Source organism: Scandinavium tedordense (assembly GCF_024764965.1).
GTDB classification, from domain to species: Bacteria; Pseudomonadota; Gammaproteobacteria; order Enterobacterales; family Enterobacteriaceae; genus Scandinavium; species Scandinavium tedordense.
This window is the reverse complement of sequence record NZ_JALIGG010000053.1, coordinates 230,844-249,641: the sequence shown is the minus strand read 5'-3', so window position 1 is coordinate 249,641 and position 18,798 is coordinate 230,844. Positions and strand designations below refer to the sequence as shown.

Genomic DNA, 18,798 nt, shown 5'->3' with positions numbered 1-18,798 from the left:
TGCCAATCCTAATCATAGCCATAAACAATCGCAACCCTTTTTACGCAACTACCGCACTTCATGCACCCTGCAGCGCTTCGCTGGTCAGAATATTATTACGCCCCAGATGTTTGGCCTCGTACAGCGCTTTGTCAGCCAGCGCCAGCGCACCGTCGATATCTTCGCCGAGTAGCGGCGCAAGCCCGATACTGACCGTTACATTGGTTGCGGCGCTCTGGTTAAACATGTGCGGGATTTTCAGGTCGTACACGCGCTGGCGAATACGCTCTGCCGTTGCTAAGGCGACTTCCGAAGTGGTCGACGTCAGTAACACCATAAACTCTTCGCCGCCGTAGCGGGTCACAATATCTCGAGAGCGCACGGCATTGCGTATCGCGGCCGACACCTGGATCAGCGCCTGATCGCCCATCATGTGCCCATAATGATCGTTGTAGGCTTTGAAATAGTCGATATCCAGCAACAAGACGTAATGCCCGCTGGCATCCAACGACATCAATGTTTCAAGGCGGTTTTGCAGACCACGACGGTTATAAAGCCCGGTCAGCGGGTCGAGCATGCTCAGGTCGTTCAGGGTCTGACGCTCTTCCAGCAGCTTGTACATTAGCCCTTGGGCAAAGTTATCGTTGCGTCGTTGAATCACGCTCTGAATGGAAATGCCGATAACCGGCAGGGCGAAACAGTACACCATGCGCAGCCACTGATCGCCTTCGCTAAGGGCGAGGCAGGTGATAAGCACGGGCAAAGAATGAAAAGTAAAGGCAATGATATTATTAGAAAAAGCAATTGCACCAACAAACAGCACGCTTAATAAAGCGATCACCAGATAGTTAAAATTAGCGTTATCCAGTAAGGGTAATTTAAGGGTGATATGCCAGGCCCACAGGCAGCCAAACAAAATGGAGATGGCGGGAATATTGATTTTTTTCTCGGCCCAGGCCCAATGACCCAGCAGCAAACCTGCGCTGATAACGGTTATTAGCACCAGCGGAAGGGTGATCGCCAAAATGGAATACACCGGGTTAAGCATAGAAAAAAGTGATGAAGCTAAATTAAGAAATAAAAAAAGTCGTAATGAAAATTGATATTTTTTAATGCGCAGCGAACGCCAGGATTGTGATGTCATGTCAGGAAATCGTTTTTATTGTGTGATTGCAGAAACACTAAGCATCAGGAAAGACATATTTCGCTCGGGAACGTTTCGCGCGAAAATATCAGTAAAACTAATCAATTCGTATAATCCGCACAATTTATCACCTTAAAGCAACACTGTCACCTGCGTGAAAGTAAAGAGCGCGACGGTTTTCAGCGCAACCTTGCAAATGATAAAAATTATCATATGATATTGGTTATCATTATTGTTTGGGGGGTCAAAACCATGTTGCAGCGCGCGTTAGGCAGTGGGTGGGGGGTGTTGATTCCTGGCGTGCTTTTAGCTGGGTTGGGCTTTGCCGGCCTGTCAATTGATACCTGGCGAAGTCTGATAGCGCTGGGTTTACTGCTTTCTTGTGTGATGATCTGGCATCGTCAGCTGCGGCATTTTGTGTTGTTGCCATCGGCGTTTGCGTTAATAAGCGGGATGATGTTGATGATGATGAATTTGAAGCTGATGGGGTAATGAGAAAATCAGGGAGAAAGTAAAGAGAGATAAGAAGCTGGTGCGAGGGGGGGGACTTGAACCCCCACGTCCTTACGAACACTAACACCTGAAGCTAGCGCGTCTACCAATTCCGCCACCTTCGCACAGTCGTCTTATCTTGATATTGTCTCGTTGGTGCGAGGGGGGGGACTTGAACCCCCACGTCCTTACGAACACTAACACCTGAAGCTAGCGCGTCTACCAATTCCGCCACCTTCGCCCAGTGCGAGCAATATCTTACGTGGTATATGGTGCGAGGGGGGGGACTTGAACCCCCACGTCCGTTAGGACACTAACACCTGAAGCTAGCGCGTCTACCAATTCCGCCACCGTCGCATACCATCGACTCTTAAAAAGAATCTTTACCACGGAGGCGCATTCTAGTGGTTTTCGGATTTTCGTCAACAGTTAATTGCAGCAGAATTTTCCGACAGCTGTAAAAATGGGCGCTTTTCGACATAAAGGGCAGTGCGGTGAGAGCGCCCACAAGTCAAAGCCTGCGGGCGGGGTAAGCAATTACTTCTTTGCTTGTCGAGTCATCACCGTGCGATAGACCTTAAAGCGGCCTGTCTGCGCGATCACTTCGTGGAAGCCGAAGGCTTCGTCCAGAATTTTTGGATAGGCCAGGAAGGCGTTGGCCACAATGCGCAATTCACCACCGCTATTCAGATGACGTACTGCTCCGCGGATCAGCTGCTGAGCGGCTTCAAGGCTGGTCTGCAGCCCGTCGTGGAACGGCGGGTTGGAGATAATCATATCGAAACGGCCGGTCACGTCAGAGAAGATGTTACTTGCCAGAACTTCACCTTCGAGGCCGTTAGCGGCAAGCGTTGCACGGCTGGCTTCGACCGCCGCAGCGCTGACGTCACACAGGGTCAGGCGTACCTTCGGCGAATGGCTCGCCAGCACGGTGGATAACACGCCCGCGCCGCAGCCTACGTCCAGCACTTTGCCTTTGGTGTGTGGCGTCAGGGTGGAGAGCAGCAGCTTACTGCCGGTATCCAGGCCATCGCGGCTGAACACGCCCGGCAGGGTTTTGACGGTCAAACCGTCAAGCTGGTACTCAGCCCAATTATCTTCGGCGTTAAACGACGGCTGTTTTTCCAGACGACCGTGGTACAGGCCGCAGCGACGCGCGCTGTCGACTTTATTCAGCGGGGCGAATTCAGCAAGCATCTGCTCAGCGCTGCGCACGCCGCTGCGGTTCTCACCGACGATAAAAATATCGGTGCCAATCGGCATCAGCGATAAAATGTTGGTCAGCTGATACAGCGCTTCTGGTTTATTTTTAGGCCAGTAGTAAATCAGCGTATCGCAGTCGGCAACGTCCGCCGCTTCTGCCGTAAGGCTAAAGCGCACGTTCTCACCCATCTCGCGACTCAGGTTCTGCCAGTGGTGATATTGTTGCGTATGGGCGCGGCTAAACGCGGTATCCAGACGAGCGGGCAGGTCATCCTGCAGATCACCGGCAAACATAATGCGGCTTTGTTCGAAATCATCACTGTGGCGCAGCAAGACTTCACTTGCCGGGGTCAATGCAGACATAACGCGTAATCCTCTATTAACGACGGCCGCGATTATACACACTATCTGCCTTCTCTGCGCGGGAGCCTCCTTGCTTTATTGGCGCAAGTTCGACGAATTTGCTATATTTCCGCGCCTGACAGACAGGAGAAACCCGCGATGACATCCCGACGAGACTGGCAACTACAGCAACTGGGCATTACCCAGTGGTCTTTGCGTCGTCCTGCGGTTTTACAGGGCGAAATCGCTATCTCGCTGCCTGACCATATTCGTCTGGTGATGGTGGCGCAAACGCTGCCGCAGCTGACCGAACCACTGGTGAACGATATCCTCCGTGCGCTGGCCGTAACGCCGGATCAGGTATTACAGCTGACGCCGGAACGCGTCGCAATGCTGCCTGAGGGCGGCCGCTGTAACAGCTGGCGTCTTGGCGAAAGTGAACCGGTCGCGCTGGAAGGCGCGCAGGTCATCAGCCCGACATTCGAACAATTGCAGTCCAGCGCGACGGCCCGCGCCGAACTCTGGCAACAAATTTGCGCCCATGAACACGATTTCTTCCCTAAGCCAGACTGATTTACCCCGCGCCCTGCTGATTGAGCAGCGCGCTCACGCTTTCCCGTGGAGCGAACAGACCCTCGCCAGCAATCAGGGCGAGCGTTATCTCAACCTGCAGCTGACGGTAGACGGCGAAATGGCGGCCTTCGCCATTACCCAAATCGTGCTCGACGAAGCCACGTTGTTTAATATCGCCGTTGATCCAGCGTATCAGCGCCGAGGGCTAGGGCGCGAATTGCTCGAACAGGTTATCGACGAAGTAGAAAAACGAGGCGTGGTCACGCTGTGGCTGGAAGTTCGCGCATCGAATGTGGCCGCCATCGCACTGTATGAAAGCCTGGGCTTCAACGAGGCGACGATTCGACGCAACTACTATCCGACCGCGGAAGGGCGTGAAGACGCAATCATAATGGCACTGCCAATCAGTATGTAAGACAAGGGTTTACGATGAAGATGTGGGACTGGATTTTCTTTGATGCCGACGAAACACTGTTTACTTTCGATTCGTTCAGCGGCTTACAGCGGATGTTTCTTGATTATAGCGTGACCTTCACCGCAGAAGATTTCCAGGACTATCAGGCCGTGAACAAGCCGCTGTGGGTGGATTACCAGAACGGAGCCATTACTTCGCTGCAGCTGCAGTATCAGCGTTTTGAAAGCTGGGCTTCACGCCTGAACGTCAACGCGGGTGATTTAAACGACGCTTTTATGAATGCGATGGCCGAGATCTGCGCCCCGTTGCCGGGAGCCGTGTCACTGCTGAATGCCCTGCAAGGGAAGGTAAAAATGGGCATCATCACCAACGGATTTACCGCGTTGCAGCAAATTCGCCTTGAGCGTACCGGTCTTCGTGATCATTTTGATTTACTGATTATTTCTGAGGAAGTGGGCGTGCCAAAACCTGACGCGCGCATTTTCGACCATGCGCTTGAACGCGCGGGCAACCCGGATCGTTCACGGGTGCTGATGGTAGGCGATACCGCAGCATCGGACATTCTGGGTGGCATGAACGCCGGTCTTTCTACCTGCTGGTTGAATGCGCATCAGCAGGAACTACCGTCGCACATCAAACCGACCTGGACGGTGACATCACTTGCCGAGCTGGAGCAACTCCTGTGTAAACATTGATTGTCAGCCCCCGGCTAACGGGTAAAATAGCCGCAATTTCGTATTTAACATGCGCGGTTTGCTGCCGCGTTTACTGAAGAAGAACTGACTATGACGTTGTCTCCTTATTTGCAAGAGGTGGCGAAGCGCCGCACTTTTGCCATCATCTCCCACCCGGATGCCGGTAAAACGACTATCACCGAAAAGGTGCTGTTGTTCGGACAGGCCATTCAGACCGCCGGTACGGTAAAAGGCCGTGGCTCCAGCCAGCATGCGAAATCTGACTGGATGGAGATGGAAAAGCAGCGTGGTATCTCCATTACCACTTCTGTAATGCAGTTCCCGTATCATGACTGCCTGGTCAACCTGCTGGATACCCCGGGTCATGAAGACTTCTCCGAAGATACTTACCGTACTCTGACCGCAGTGGATTGCTGTCTGATGGTTATCGATGCCGCGAAAGGCGTCGAGGATCGGACCCGTAAGCTGATGGAAGTAACCCGTCTGCGCGATACGCCGATCCTGACCTTCATGAACAAACTTGACCGCGACATTCGTGACCCGATGGAAGTGCTGGATGAAGTGGAAAGCGAGCTGAAAATTGGCTGCGCGCCAATCACCTGGCCTATCGGCTGCGGCAAGCTGTTTAAAGGCGTTTATCATCTCTATAAAGATGAAACCTATCTGTACCAGACCGGTAAAGGGCACACCATTCAGGAAGTGCGTATCGTTAAAGGGTTGAACAACCCGGAACTTGATACCGCAGTCGGTGAAGATCTGGCCGCGCAGCTGCGTGATGAGCTGGAGTTGGTGCAGGGCGCATCGAATGAATTCGACCAGGAGCTGTTCCTGGCAGGTGAAATCACCCCGGTATTCTTCGGGACCGCACTCGGTAACTTCGGTGTAGACCACATGCTCGACGGTCTGGTGGAATGGGCGCCCGCGCCGATGCCGCGTAAATCTGACACCCGTGAAGTGGAAGCGAAAGAAGAGAAGTTCTCCGGCTTCGTGTTTAAAATTCAGGCTAACATGGACCCGAAACACCGTGACCGCGTGGCGTTCATGCGTGTGGTTTCCGGGCGCTACGAAAAAGGCATGAAGCTGCGCCAGGTGCGCACCGGTAAAGACGTAGTGATTTCCGACGCGCTGACCTTCATGGCGGGCGACCGTTCGCATGTGGAAGAAGCGTACCCGGGCGATATCATCGGTCTGCACAACCATGGCACCATTCAGATTGGCGACACCTTTACCCAGGGTGAAATGATGAAGTTCACCGGTATTCCGAACTTCGCCCCTGAGCTGTTCCGTCGTATTCGCCTCAAAGATCCACTGAGGCAGAAACAGCTTCTCAAAGGTCTGGTACAGCTTTCCGAAGAGGGTGCGGTTCAGGTCTTCCGTCCGATTGCCAACAACGATCTGATCGTCGGTGCGGTCGGTGTGCTGCAGTTCGACGTGGTGGTTGCGCGCCTGAAGAGCGAGTACAACGTTGAAGCGATTTACGAATCGGTGAACGTGGCCACTGCCCGTTGGGTTGAAAGCACGGACGTGAAGAAGTTCGAAGAGTTTAAGCGTAAGAACGAAATCCAGCTGGCACTCGACGGCGGTGACAACCTTACGTACATCGCCCCAACCATGGTTAACCTCAATCTGACCCAGGAACGTTACCCAGAGGTTCTGTTCCGCAAAACCCGCGAGCACTAATCGCTTCCAGAGCACGGCCACCGCCGTGCTCTGTCATTTCCCCTCCTTCTTGATTCCCTTGCAGAAAGTTCTTAAATGAGCCCGTTCACGCCCTAAAACGCCACTTTTTAGCCGTTTGCTCGGGCGAGTTAGAAATTGTTGGCTATATTTAACAAAGCGATGACAATTTTGCTGGCTTAATCCGCTAATTAACGCATGTTAAGTAGCCTATCGGCCCATGAATATTGATTTTCGCGCTATTAATAACTGTGAGATTGTGGTGATGTTCACCCCTACAGCAATGCGATCATGAAGATCGCCTGAGCTCAAATTCTGAGCAAACTACAGGAATCGAGATGATGACAAGCCAAAAGATGTCCAAAACGCTGCTGGCGATTATGCTGGGTACTGCGATGATCAGCGGTTCTGCACTGGCAGAAACGACGATGGATAAAACGCAATCCGCGGCTGACAGCGCCGGGCAAAAAGTCGACAACTCCATGAATAAAGTCGGCAACTTTATGGACGACAGCAGCATCACGGCGAAAGTGAAAGCGGCGCTGGTCGATCATGATTCGATTAAAAGCACCGATATTTCGGTGAAAACCGACGATAAAGTGGTCACGCTGAGCGGCTTCGTTGAAAGTCAGGCTCAGGCGGAGCAAGCGGTTAGCGTCGCAAAAGGCGTAGAGGGTGTTTCCTCCGTCAGCGACAAGCTCCACGTGCGTGACAGCACTAAAGAAGGTATGCAGGGTTATGCGGGCGATACCGCAACCACCAGTGAAATCAAAGCCAAACTCTTGGCTGACGACATCGTTCCGTCCCGAAAAGTGAAAGTAGAAACCACTGATGGGGTGGTGCAGCTTTCCGGTACGGTTGACTCCCAGGCACAAAGTGAACGTGCCGAGAGCATCACCAAAGCGGTTGATGGCGTGAAAAGTGTGAAGAACGACCTTAAAGTTAAATAAATCTGTTTAAGACATTCTTCCCCGGCAAATAGTCGGGGAAACGAGTCTGTCGTTTTGAGTGCCTGAGCGTTCATCAAAGCGGTCGACATTCACTATGGTAAGGAGAATCGTATGTTTCGTTGGGGCATTATATTTCTGGTTATCGCGTTAATCGCCGCCGCTCTGGGCTTTGGTGGTTTAGCCGGTACGGCAGCGGGCGCAGCAAAAATTGTCTTTATCGTCGGTATCATTCTGTTCCTGGTTAGCCTGTTCATGGGACGCCGGCGTCCATAGCGGATTTAATTTTCGTAACACAAAGCCAGTCCATTGGACTGGCTTTATCAGTTTAAGAGAATCCTTATCTGCGTTATGGTGATGTAACAAAACAATCAAAAACGGGAAAGCAGTGTGGGACAGCGAATTCCGGTAACGCTTGGCAATATTGCGCCACTTTCGGTGAAACCCTTTCGTCCAGGACAGCTCGCGCTGGTTTGTGAGGGCGGTGGGCAGCGCGGCATTTTTACCGCCGGGGTACTGGATGAGTTCATGCGTGCGCGATTCAACCCGTTTGATCTGTTCTTAGGCACTTCTGCCGGCGCGCAAAACCTTTCTGCCTATGTGTGTAACCAGCCGGGCTACGCCCGCAAAGTCATCACCCGTTACACCACCTCCCGCGAATTTTTCGATCCGATGCGCTTCGTGCGCGGCGGTAATCTTATCGATCTCGACTGGCTGGTCGACGCGACGGCGAGCAAAATGCCGCTGGCGATGGACGTCGCTGCGCGTCAGTTTGACGGTGGAAAATCCTTCCTGATGTGCGCTTCCCGAGCCGATGACTATTCGCCTGGTTACTTTTCGCCTACCCGCGAAACGTGGATGGATCAGATTCGCGCCTCCAGTGCGATTCCTGGTTTTTATCGTCCAGGTGTGACGCTCGACGGCATTAACTGGCTGGACGGTGGCGTAAGTGATGCTATTCCGGTGCAGGAAGCGGTGAAGCGTGGCGGAAAAACCATTGTGGTTATCCGCACGGTCCCGTCGCAGATGTATTACACGCCGCAGTGGTTCAAACGAATGGAACGCTGGCTGGGCGAAAGCAGCCTGCAGCCGTTTGTGAATTTAGTCCAGCATCATGAGAAGACCTACCACGCCATTCAGCAGTACATTGAAACGCCGCCGGGAAAAGTACGGATCCTCGAAATTTTCCCACCTAAACCGCTGAAAAGCATGGCGCTTGGCAGTGGGCTGCCAGCGCTGATGGAAGATTATAACGTCGGTCGCCAGTGTGGACGCTATTTCCTGGCGACGATGGGAAAAATGCTGGCCGACCAGCCACCGATATCCCGTTTCCGTCCACGTATGTCAACGCCTGCGCCGCTGGTAGTTCCCCCCGCAGCGGCTGCTAACGATCTTCACAGCGCAACGCTGGTCGATGCGCCGCAGGCCAACGACGCCAATTTTGATAACGAGGGACTGGCGTGAGTTTCCGCTTTATCGATACCCACTGCCATTTCGATTTCCCACCATTCGTGGACGATATCGAGCACAGCCTGACGCTTGCGGCGCAGGCGGGCGTCACTAATATTGTTATCCCAGCGACGGAAGCCTCGCGCTTTGATTGGGTGCTGTCATTGGCGGCAGAGCACTCGCCGCTGTATGCCGCACTGGGCCTGCATCCGATAGTGATTGAAAAGCATAATGATGAGAGCCTGGCGCAGCTTGCGACGCTGCTGGCCCGAAAGCCGCCAAAACTGGTGGCGGTGGGGGAGATTGGGCTTGATTTGTATCGTGACGATCCACAATTCGATAAACAGCAGGCGCTGCTCGATGAGCAGTTGAAGCTTGCCAAACGCTACGATCTGCCGGTGATCCTCCATTCGCGTCGCACTCATGACAAACTTGCGATGCACCTGAAACGGCACAATTTGCCGTGTACCGGTGTGGTTCACGGTTTTGCCGGAAGCTTGCAACAGGCGCAGCGATTCATTCAGCTTGGTTATAAGATTGGCGTCGGCGGCACCATCACCTACCCGCGTGCGAGTAAAACCCGGGAAACGATCGCGCATATTCCTCTTTCTGCTTTAGTTCTGGAAACTGATGCGCCCGATATGCCACTGAACGGCTTTCAGGGGCAGGCGAATCGCCCTGAACAGGTCGCACGGGTGTTCGAGTCGCTGTGCGAGTTACGCGCCGAATCGCCTGCTGTCATTGCCAGCACCCTGGCTGATAACACAGAAAAATTATTTCCCGCCTTATTATTTGCGTCACGTTTAGTGACGTAGATCTCATTATTTGGTTTTGAATTCAGATTATTGCCAGAAATGTGTGACACGGACTCACAGAATAGTTACGGATCGTTATAATCGGCGCGATTGCTGAGTTTTTTCTCATTTTAAACCTTTCACTTTCAATACACAGGGACTCTGTATGCAAATCCTCATGGGATTAATTGGCATGATGGTGCTGCTCGCCATCGCCGTGCTGCTCTCCAGTAACCGTCGAGCTATTAACCTGCGTACCGTGCTCGGCGCGTGGATAATTCAGATAGCCATAGGGGCGCTGATCCTTTATGTCCCTGCCGGACGTAAAGTGCTGCTGGCGATGTCCGAAGGCGTGGCCAATGTTATCGCCTATGGTAACGAAGGCATTGGCTTCCTGTTTGGCGGTCTGGTGTCCGACAAAATGTTCGAAGTCTTCGGCGGCGGCGGGTTTGTTTTCGCCCTGCGCGTACTGCCGGTTATCGTCTTCTTCTCATCGCTGATTGCCGTGCTTTATTACCTCGGCATCATGCAGTTTGTTATCCGTATTCTGGGCGGTGGACTGCGTGCACTGTTGAAAACCTCCCGGACCGAATCGTTGTCTGCCACCGCGAACATTTTCGTCGGGCAAACTGAAGCGCCGCTGGTGGTGCGTCCGTATATTGCAACCATGACCCGCTCTGAGCTGTTTGCGGTAATGTGTGGCGGTCTGGCATCGGTGGCCGGTTCTGTTCTCGCGGGCTACGCGCAGATGGGCGTGCCGCTGGAATACCTGATTGCTGCGTCGTTCATGGCGGCGCCAGGTGGTCTGCTGTTTGCGAAAATCATCCTGCCGGAAACCGAAACGCCAAACGATTCGCCAGATCTTGAAGCGAACATGCCGGCAATTGATCGTCCGTCTAACGTGCTGGATGCTGCTGCATCAGGCGCAGCATCGGGTATGCAACTGGCGTTGAACGTCGGTGCGATGCTGTTGGCCTTCGTGGCGCTGATCGCGCTGCTAAACGGCATTCTCTCCGGGATTGGTGGCTGGTTTGACTATCCACAACTGTCGATGCAGCTGATCTTTGGCTGGGTGTTTGCGCCGCTGGCATGGGTCATCGGTGTACCGTGGAGTGAAGCCAACGTGGCCGGATCGTTTATTGGCCAGAAAGTCATTATCAACGAATTTGTGGCTTACCTGAACTTCGGGGAATACCTGAAAGACGATGCGGTGGTTGCTGCTGCAGGCTTGCAGGTCATTTCTGACCACACCAAAGCGATCATCTCCTTTGCCCTGTGCGGCTTCGCGAATCTGTCGTCGATTGCGATTTTGATTGGCGGCCTCGGCAGTATGGCGCCAACCCGTCGTCAGGATATCGCTCAGCTCGGTCTGAAAGCGGTAGCGGCAGGTACGCTCTCGAACCTGATGAGCGCTACCATTGCCGGGGTATTTTTGTCACTCTGATCTACAAATAAAGTGCCGGGAGGATAACGTGCTGTATTCCCCGGCTCTGCAGTGCCTGCGCAAGTGGCTCAACGTCCCCGGCGCAGGTGCTGCGCCATGTTTGCGCTTCGCCGTACACCCCATGCGCATGAAAGGCATTCAGCCTTACCGGTACATCTCCCAGCGAAAGAATAAAGTCAGACAGCGGATCGATACACTGTAGATAATCCGTTTGATCCGGAATGACCAGCAGACGCAATTCCGCCAGCAAATGGTGCGCTGCCAGCCAGCGAATACTGGTTTTAATACGCATGTTGCTGCGTTCGGTCAGCGCCTGATGGATGTTCTCTTCCCACGCTTTTAGGTCCACCATCACGCCGTCACAGACGGGATGTAACTTTCCCCAACCGCTTATACCCAGCTCGCCGTTGCTGTCGACCAGGCAGGTAAGGTGTTTCAGCGTGGGGGTATTTTTGAGCTGCGTAAACAGTTCAATGATAAATGGCAGTTGGGTGGTCGCTTCGCCGCCACTGACGGTTACTCCTTCGATAAACGGCGCGGCACGGGCGATGTGTTTCAGCACATCATCTATCGACAGCGATTGTGCCATCGGCGTGGCCTGCTGCGGGCAACTTTTCAGGCAGGTATCGCACTGTTGGCAGTTTGCTTGCAGCCACACAACGCGCCCGTCCTGGATGGATAACGCCTGGTGAGGACAGGGTGCTACACAGTCTCCGCAGTCGTTGCAGCGCCCGATAGTCCAGGGATTGTGGCAGTTTTTACAGTGCAGATTACAGCCCTGTAGAAACAGCGTCAGACGGCTGCCGGGGCCGTCGACGCAGGAGAACGGAATAATGTTACTGACTAAAGCGCATCTGCTGCTCATGGCTGATGACTCTCGGCTGTCTTTCCAGAATACGGGTGTTGCGTGCGGCTTCTTCACCGAGCCAGGTGGTGTTGGTGCGTGAACCTTCCTCGCGGAATTTCTCCAGGTCGGAGAGTCGCACCATATACCCGGTGACGCGCACCAGGTCATTGCCGCTGACGTTGGCGGAAAATTCACGCATCCCGGCGTTAAATGCCCCGAGACACAGCTGCATCACCGCCTGCGGGTTACATTTGATGGTTTCATCGAGGGTCAAAATGTCACTGATCCCTGCATGATAAAACGCGTGATGTGGAGCAACGGTCAGCAGGTGGCTTACCGGGTCCGGTTCGCTGCCGTAAGGAATGCGCGCGCCCGGCGTGGTACCGCTGTCGGAGCTGATTCCCGACTGCGCATGGAGCAACGCCCGCTGCTGCCAACCGTATTTCACTGGCGTCATTTCGACGAATTCTGCCAACTGCGCACTGATGCGCCAGGCCAGCTGATTGGCCGTGTCATCTTTGCCGTAGCGCGCCGGGCTGCCTGCTTTTTCACACAGCACGTTCACCGCTTCGGCAAGGGCATAAATTCCGAACATTGGGGTAAAGCGCTGCGGGTCAATCAACCCTTCTGCGACCAGGAAGCTATTCTCAAAGAAGTGCGATTGTTCGTAGAGGAAGGCGCAGCGGGCATCAATGATGTCGATTTGCTGCTGGCAGTAGTAGGGCAAAACGCGAGTGAGGAAGTCTGCTTCTGATTCGCTTCGCAGCGCAATTTCCTTCAGGTTGAGACGCACCAGTGTGCTGCCACCGCCAGCCAATGGCAGCGAGTTGTAACAGCTGACCACGCCGTAACGGCTTTTTGTGAAAATTTTATCATTCACCGAACCGTTAGCTATGTGCGGTTTACTGCACTCGCAAATATTTTTGCTCACTTCCAGCAGCAAACTATCCGGGGTGATTTCTGGATCGTAGATAAAGGTCAGATTCGGTGCGACCTGCTTCAATTCAGCATCGGCGCGTAAAATAGCACGCGTGACAGGTGTGTCTTTCGGGCCGATATTCACATGGGTAAACGCATCCGGCAGGGATCTGTCGAGATAACGCCAGAAACGTTTTATTCGAATATCAATTTCGTCTTGTGTTAGAATTTTAACATAAGGTGAAAGGATCATATCCAGATGCCCAAGATAAACCGGCATCGACGTTACCGAAGGTACGTGGTGAAAGAGAATCGTGAGCAGCGACAGCGCGTCGTCTAAATCCTTCGCGCCTTCCAGCTCCAGCCACTGCGACCCGTTGGCGAGGAAGCGGGCATAGTCAGGCAAAACGTAGCGTGGTTTGTAGGGCGCGTGGCCTTCAAACATGTCGCAGATTACGCCGTCATCCAGCGCCATCCGGGCTTCTGTTGACAGCTCTGGGTAAGGTAACGCGTTTTCTGCTTCGAGCGCCAGGAAGTGACGTTTTTGCTCGGGGCTCAACGTATTGCTGGTCACAATGTTCTGGCAGCGTTGCTCAAAAGAGTCAGACATAGAAGTTCCTCAGACGCGATGGCGATGAGGGCATTGTAGAGAAAAGCGTCGGCGGGGCTTTTGATCCATATGCCCTCGCCGTCGCTTTAAAGAGTGATAAATGTCTCATTACAGGAATGCAAATTTGTATCTGTATTTCATTAACTGTGATGGGGATCGAAGTGAAACGCTGGGTCGGTGTTAAAATAGTCACAGACCCGCAAGGTAAAATTACACACCGGAGATAATATGACCGATTTAACAGCAAGCAGCCTGCGCGCGTTAAAACTGATGGACCTGACCACCCTCAACGATGATGACACCGACGCGAAAGTGATAGCCCTGTGCCATCAGGCGAAAACCCCGGTGGGCAATACTGCGGCAATCTGCATTTATCCGCGCTTTATCCCTATTGCGCGTAAGACCCTGAACGCGCAGGGCACGCCTGACGTGCGTATCGCGACCGTCACCAACTTCCCGCATGGTAACGACGACATCGACATCGCGCTGGCAGAAACTCGCGCAGCCATCGCTTACGGCGCTGACGAAGTTGATGTGGTGTTCCCATACCGTGCGCTGATCGCCGGTAACGAGCAGGTTGGTTTTGACCTGGTGAAGACCTGTAAAGATGCCTGTGCGGCAGCGAATGTTCTGCTGAAAGTGATCATCGAAACCGGTGAACTGAAAGAAGAAGCGCTGATCCGTAAAGCGTCTGAAATCGCCATCAAAGCCGGTGCTGATTTCATCAAAACCTCTACCGGTAAAGTACCGGTAAACGCGACTCCTGAAAGCGCGCGCATCATGATGGAAGTTATTCGCGATATGGGCGTGGAAAAGACCGTGGGCTTCAAACCAGCGGGCGGCGTACGTACTGCTGAAGACGCGCAGACCTTCCTTGCGATTGCTGATGACCTGTTCGGCGCCGACTGGGCCGATGCGCGTCATTACCGCTTTGGTGCATCCAGCCTGCTCGCGAGCCTGCTGAAAGCGCTGGGCCATGGCGACGGTAAGAGCGGCAGCTCTTATTAATTCAAAAATTGCCGGATGACGCTTTGCTTATCCGGGCTACTGGATCGTAGGGCGGGTAAGCATCGCGCCACCCGCCACAATTCACCCGATTCCTCATGGGGGGTACCGTGTTTCTCGCACAAGAAATTATTCGTAAAAAACGCGATGGTCACACGCTGAGTGATGAAGAAATCCGTTTCTTCATCAATGGCATCCGTGATAACACCGTGTCGGAAGGGCAGATTGCCGCCCTGGCGATGACCATTTTCTTCCACGACATGTCCATGCCGGAGCGCGTCTCGCTGACCATGGCGATGAGGGATTCCGGCACCGTACTTGACTGGAAGAGCCTGAATTTAAACGGGCCGATTGTAGATAAGCATTCCACCGGCGGCGTGGGCGATGTGACGTCGTTAATGCTCGGCCCGATGGTTGCGGCCTGTGGCGGCTACGTGCCGATGATTTCCGGGCGTGGTCTGGGACACACGGGTGGCACGCTCGACAAACTGGAAGCGATCCCGGGGTTTGATATCTTCCCGGACGACAACCGTTTCCGCGACATTATTAAAAATACAGGCGTGGCGATTATTGGGCAAACCAGCTCCCTCGCGCCTGCAGATAAACGTTTTTATGCGACCCGCGACATTACCGCAACGGTTGACTCCATTCCGCTGATCACCGCTTCCATTCTGGCAAAAAAACTGGCCGAAGGGCTGGACGCACTGGTGATGGATGTCAAAGTGGGTAGCGGCGCATTCATGCCGACTTACGCGCTTTCCGAATCGCTGGCTGAAGCCATCGTTGGCGTGTCCAACGGGGCTGGCGTACGCACCACCGCACTGCTGACCGACATGAACCAGGTGCTGGCATCCAGCGCAGGGAATGCGGTCGAAGTGCGTGAAGCCGTGCAGTTCCTCACCGGCGAATACCGCAATCCTCGCCTGTTCGAGGTGACCATGGCGCTGTGCGTTGAAATGTTGATTTCCGGTCGTCTGGCGCAGGACGAAGCCGAAGCTCGCGCTAAACTGCAGGCGGTACTGGATAACGGTAAAGCGGCGGAAATCTTTGGCCGCATGGTGGCTGCGCAGAAAGGCCCGACAGATTTCGTCGAAAACTACGCGAAATACTTGCCGACGGCGATGCTCAGCAAAGCGGTTTACGCTGACACCGAAGGCTTCGTGTCGGCGATGGACACTCGCGCGCTGGGAATGGCGGTCGTTTCAATGGGCGGCGGTCGTCGTCAGGCCTCTGATGCACTTGATTACAGCGTTGGCTTTACCGATATGACGCCTCTGGGCGACAGCGTTGACGGACAGCGTCCGCTGGCAGTGATTCACGCTAAAGATGAAGCAAGCTGGCAGGAAGCCGCTAAAGCAGTGAAAGCGGCAATTAAACTGGACGATAGCGCACCGAAAGAAACCCCAACGGTCTATCGTCGAATCACACAATAGCGGTATACTGATCTGATCGCTTTTTTGCAGCGCAAAACGTACGGAGAAGATATGAAACGTGCATTTATTATGGTGCTGGACTCCTTTGGTATCGGCGCCACTGAAGACGCAGAACGTTTCGGCGATGTCGGGGCCGACACCATGGGCCATATCGCAGAGGCCTGTGCAAAAGGTGAAGCAGACAAAGGCCGTAAAGGCCCGCTGAACCTACCAAACCTGACCCGTCTGGGTCTGGTGAAAGCCCACGAAGGCTCGACTGGCAACGTTGCCGCGGGCATGGACGGCAACGCTGAAGTTACTGGCGCATACGGCTGGGCGCATGAACTTTCTTCCGGGAAAGACACCCCGTCAGGTCACTGGGAAATCGCCGGTGTGCCTGTGCTGTTTGACTGGGGCTACTTCCCGGAACACGACAATAGCTTCCCGCAGGAGCTGCTCAACAAACTGGTGGAACGCGCGAACTTGCCGGGTTACCTCGGTAACTGCCACTCTTCCGGGACCGTGATTCTGGACGAGCTGGGCGAAGAGCATATGAAAACCGGCAAACCGATTTTCTATACCTCCGCTGACTCCGTGTTCCAGATTGCCTGCCACGAAGAAACTTACGGTCTCGATAAGCTGTATGAGCTGTGTGAAATCGCACGCGTTGAACTGACCGAAGGTGGATACAACATTGGCCGCGTGATCGCGCGCCCATTCGTTGGCGATAAAGCCGGTAACTTCGAGCGTACCGGTAACCGTCACGATTTGGCCGTTGAACCGCCAGCACCGACCGTGCTGCAGAAACTGGTCGATGAGAAAGACGGCCACGTGGTCTCCGTCGGTAAAATCGCGGATATCTACGCTAACTGCGGCATCACCAAAAAAGTGAAAGCTACCGGTCTCGACGCGCTGTTTGATGCCACCATCAAAGAGATGAAAGACGCAGGCGACAACACTATCGTCTTCACTAACTTCGTCGATTTCGACTCCTCATGGGGTCACCGTCGCGATGTGGCGGGTTATGCTGCTGGACTGGAGCTTTTCGACCGCCGTCTGCCTGAACTGCTGGAATTGGTGGGTGAAGATGACATCATCATTCTCACCGCTGACCACGGGTGTGACCCGACCTGGACCGGTACGGACCACACCCGTGAACACATTCCTGTGCTGGTGTATGGCCCGAAAGTGAAAGCGGGTTCTCTGGGCCATCGTGAAACCTTCGCGGATATCGGCCAGACGCTGGCGGCGTATTTCGGTACCTCAGCAATGGACTACGGCAAAAATATGCTGTGATGGGAGTGCCCGGCGGCGTGAGGTTTGCCGGGCCTACGGTTAGGTTAACTGGGTTCGATATCCGGTGAATTAAACATAAAAAGGAAATAATGATGGCCACTCCACACATTAACGCAGAAATGGGTGATTTCGCAGACGTCGTACTGATGCCGGGCGATCCGCTGCGTGCGAAGCACATTGCTGAAACCTTCCTCGAAGATGTCCGCGAAGTGAACAACGTGCGCGGTATGTTGGGTTTCACCGGGACGTACAAAGGCCGTAAAATTTCCGTAATGGGTCACGGGATGGGTATCCCGTCTTGCTCCATCTACACCAAAGAGCTGATCACCGATTTCGGCGTGAAGAAAATCATCCGCGTGGGCTCCTGTGGCGCTGTGCGCATGGACGTTAAACTGCGTGATGTGGTTATCGGCATGGGGGCCTGCACCGATTCCAAAGTAAACCGCATGCGTTTCAAAGATCACGACTTCGCGGCGATTGCTGACTTCGGCATGGTGCGTAACGCCGTCGATGCAGCGAAAGCGCTGGGCGTTGACGCGCGCGTCGGTAACATCTTCTCTGCGGACCTGTTCTATTCCCCGGACGGCGGCGAAATGTTCGACGTGATGGAAAAATACGGCATCCTGGGCGTGGAGATGGAAGCAGCTGGTATCTATGGCGTTGCGGCGGAGTTTGGTGCGAAAGCGCTGACCATCTGCACCGTGTCTGACCATATCCGTACTCACGAGCAGACCACTGCTGCTGAGCGTCAGACCACCTTCAACGACATGATCAAAATCGCGCTGGAATCTGTATTGCTGGGCGATAAAGAGTAAGGGAAACCTGCTTAGAATAAAGGGACCTTCGGGTCCTTTTTTTTCGTCATTTTTGGTGCTATTGATACGTTTCCGCGCCTGAATGGCGTTTATCCTTCAGGGATGAAGAACATGCTCACAACTCCCGCTGCATTTAGCCTCAAAACAGGTGCGTTGCTGTTAGTGCTACTCATGGTTTTCACTGGTGTAATGGCGAGCGACAAGGCCACTTGGTTGATGGAAGTGATTCCGGTGATGGTTATCCTCCCGCTACTGTGGTTGACTCACCGACGTTTTCCGCTGACCTCGTTGCTTTATACGTTTATCTTTTTCCACGCCATCATCCTGATGGTCGGCGGACTTTATACGTACGCCAAAGTGCCCATCGGTTTTACGGTTCAGGAATGGTTTGATTTAAGCCGCAACCCTTATGACAAACTGGGGCATTTCTTCCAGGGGTTGGTGCCTGCGCTGGTAGCCAGAGAAATTCTGCTTCGCTGTCACGTGGTACGGGGAGCGAAGATGTTGAATTTCATTGTCTGCTGCATTGCGCTGGCGATCAGTGCTTGCTATGAATTTGTCGAGTGGTGGGCAGCACTGGCAATGGGGCAGGGCGCGGATGAGTTTCTGGGAACCCAGGGCGACCCCTGGGATACCCAATCAGATATGCTTTGTGCGCTGCTAGGCGCTATCTTCACGGTGACGTTCCTCAGCCGCTGGCACACACGCCAGCTAAGCCTGACCGCGACGTAATTTCGGGCT

19 protein-coding genes and 3 tRNA genes are annotated in these 18,798 nt (G+C 53.8%); 15 read left to right on the top strand and 7 right to left on the bottom strand.

Going from position 1 to position 18,798, the window contains the following annotated elements:
• Positions 1-58 precede the first annotated feature (58 nt).
• Positions 59-1,123 (bottom strand): GGDEF domain-containing protein, encoded by a 1,065-nt coding sequence (locus MUU46_RS08845; protein ID WP_258965326.1) that lies wholly within the window; start codon positions 1,121-1,123, stop codon positions 59-61.
• A gap of 252 nt (positions 1,124-1,375) precedes the next feature.
• On the opposite strand from MUU46_RS08845, the gene MUU46_RS08840 reads away from it, so the two are divergent.
• Positions 1,376-1,615 (top strand): DUF1435 domain-containing protein, encoded by a 240-nt coding sequence (locus tag MUU46_RS08840; RefSeq protein WP_258965325.1) that lies wholly within the window; start codon positions 1,376-1,378, stop codon positions 1,613-1,615.
• A gap of 38 nt (positions 1,616-1,653) precedes the next feature.
• Here MUU46_RS08840 and MUU46_RS08835 read toward each other — a convergent pair.
• From MUU46_RS08835 to rsmC, 4 genes are all read right to left on the bottom strand, one after another.
• Positions 1,654-1,740, bottom strand: a tRNA-Leu gene (locus tag MUU46_RS08835).
• A gap of 29 nt (positions 1,741-1,769) precedes the next feature.
• Positions 1,770-1,856, bottom strand: a tRNA-Leu gene (locus tag MUU46_RS08830).
• Between the two features lie 29 nt (positions 1,857-1,885).
• Positions 1,886-1,972 (bottom strand) — tRNA-Leu (locus MUU46_RS08825).
• Positions 1,973-2,152: 180 nt separating this feature from the next.
• Positions 2,153-3,181, bottom strand: a complete 1,029-nt coding sequence (rsmC, locus tag MUU46_RS08820) for a 16S rRNA (guanine(1207)-N(2))-methyltransferase RsmC (RefSeq protein WP_159761794.1) — start codon at positions 3,179-3,181, stop codon at positions 2,153-2,155.
• A 138-nt stretch (positions 3,182-3,319) separates the two neighbouring features.
• Here rsmC and MUU46_RS08815 point away from each other — a divergent pair, with 138 nt between their 5' ends.
• The 9 genes from MUU46_RS08815 (at position 3,320) to MUU46_RS08775 (ending at position 11,154) form a co-directional block, all read left to right on the top strand.
• Positions 3,320-3,733, top strand: a complete 414-nt coding sequence (locus tag MUU46_RS08815; RefSeq protein ID WP_159761793.1) for a DNA polymerase III subunit psi — start codon at positions 3,320-3,322, stop codon at positions 3,731-3,733.
• Positions 3,702-4,148, top strand: coding sequence for a ribosomal protein S18-alanine N-acetyltransferase (rimI, locus tag MUU46_RS08810; RefSeq protein ID WP_159771390.1), 447 nt, complete (start codon positions 3,702-3,704; stop codon positions 4,146-4,148). Before MUU46_RS08815 ends, rimI begins: the two co-directional genes overlap by 32 nt.
• 14 nt (positions 4,149-4,162) lie before the next feature.
• Positions 4,163-4,843: a pyrimidine 5'-nucleotidase gene (gene yjjG / locus MUU46_RS08805; RefSeq protein WP_159761791.1), complete on the top strand. Its 681-nt coding sequence runs from the start codon at positions 4,163-4,165 to the stop codon at positions 4,841-4,843.
• A gap of 90 nt (positions 4,844-4,933) precedes the next feature.
• The gene (gene prfC, locus MUU46_RS08800; RefSeq protein WP_159761790.1) at positions 4,934-6,523 is read left to right on the top strand and encodes a peptide chain release factor 3; all 1,590 of its coding nucleotides are present in this window, start codon (positions 4,934-4,936) and stop codon (positions 6,521-6,523) included.
• Positions 6,524-6,858: 335 nt separating this feature from the next.
• Positions 6,859-7,470: a molecular chaperone OsmY gene (gene osmY, locus MUU46_RS08795; protein WP_258965324.1), complete on the top strand. Its 612-nt coding sequence runs from the start codon at positions 6,859-6,861 to the stop codon at positions 7,468-7,470.
• A 111-nt stretch (positions 7,471-7,581) separates the two neighbouring features.
• On the top strand, positions 7,582-7,743 hold the full coding sequence (locus tag MUU46_RS08790) for a DUF1328 domain-containing protein (RefSeq protein WP_007373037.1): 162 nt from the start codon (positions 7,582-7,584) through the stop codon (positions 7,741-7,743).
• 114 nt (positions 7,744-7,857) lie between these two features.
• Positions 7,858-8,931: a patatin-like phospholipase family protein gene (locus MUU46_RS08785; protein WP_258965323.1), complete on the top strand. Its 1,074-nt coding sequence runs from the start codon at positions 7,858-7,860 to the stop codon at positions 8,929-8,931.
• Positions 8,928-9,731, top strand: a complete 804-nt coding sequence (locus MUU46_RS08780) for a TatD family hydrolase (RefSeq protein WP_258965322.1) — start codon at positions 8,928-8,930, stop codon at positions 9,729-9,731. Before MUU46_RS08785 ends, MUU46_RS08780 begins: the two co-directional genes overlap by 4 nt.
• 145 nt (positions 9,732-9,876) lie before the next feature.
• Entirely contained in the window at positions 9,877-11,154 is a 1,278-nt protein-coding gene (locus MUU46_RS08775; RefSeq protein WP_159761786.1) for a NupC/NupG family nucleoside CNT transporter, read from the top strand.
• Between the two features lies 1 nt (position 11,155).
• Here MUU46_RS08775 and MUU46_RS08770 read toward each other — a convergent pair whose 3' ends face one another.
• Both MUU46_RS08770 and MUU46_RS08765 read right to left on the bottom strand, forming a co-directional pair.
• Positions 11,156-12,019 carry a YjjW family glycine radical enzyme activase gene (locus MUU46_RS08770; protein WP_258965321.1) on the bottom strand — a complete coding sequence of 288 codons (864 nt, stop codon included), beginning with the start codon at positions 12,017-12,019 and terminating at the stop codon, positions 11,156-11,158.
• Entirely contained in the window at positions 11,991-13,529 is a 1,539-nt protein-coding gene (locus MUU46_RS08765) for a YjjI family glycine radical enzyme (RefSeq protein ID WP_258965320.1), read from the bottom strand. Before MUU46_RS08765 ends, MUU46_RS08770 begins: the two co-directional genes overlap by 29 nt.
• Before the next feature lie 228 nt (positions 13,530-13,757).
• Here MUU46_RS08765 and deoC point away from each other — a divergent pair, with 228 nt between their 5' ends.
• From deoC to MUU46_RS08740, 5 genes are all read left to right on the top strand, one after another.
• A complete protein-coding gene (deoC, locus tag MUU46_RS08760) occupies positions 13,758-14,537 on the top strand; it encodes a deoxyribose-phosphate aldolase (RefSeq protein WP_159761783.1) in 780 nt (259 codons plus the stop codon).
• Positions 14,538-14,644: 107 nt separating this feature from the next.
• Positions 14,645-15,967, top strand: coding sequence for a thymidine phosphorylase (gene deoA / locus MUU46_RS08755; RefSeq protein ID WP_159761782.1), 1,323 nt, complete (start codon positions 14,645-14,647; stop codon positions 15,965-15,967).
• 51 nt (positions 15,968-16,018) lie between these two features.
• Positions 16,019-17,242 (top strand): phosphopentomutase, encoded by a 1,224-nt coding sequence (gene deoB, locus MUU46_RS08750; protein WP_258965319.1) that lies wholly within the window; start codon positions 16,019-16,021, stop codon positions 17,240-17,242.
• Between the two features lie 92 nt (positions 17,243-17,334).
• Positions 17,335-18,057: a purine-nucleoside phosphorylase gene (gene deoD / locus MUU46_RS08745; protein ID WP_095280675.1), complete on the top strand. Its 723-nt coding sequence runs from the start codon at positions 17,335-17,337 to the stop codon at positions 18,055-18,057.
• Between the two features lie 111 nt (positions 18,058-18,168).
• Positions 18,169-18,789, top strand: a complete 621-nt coding sequence (locus MUU46_RS08740) for a DUF2238 domain-containing protein (protein ID WP_258965318.1) — start codon at positions 18,169-18,171, stop codon at positions 18,787-18,789.
• The last annotated feature ends 9 nt before the right edge of the window (positions 18,790-18,798 follow it).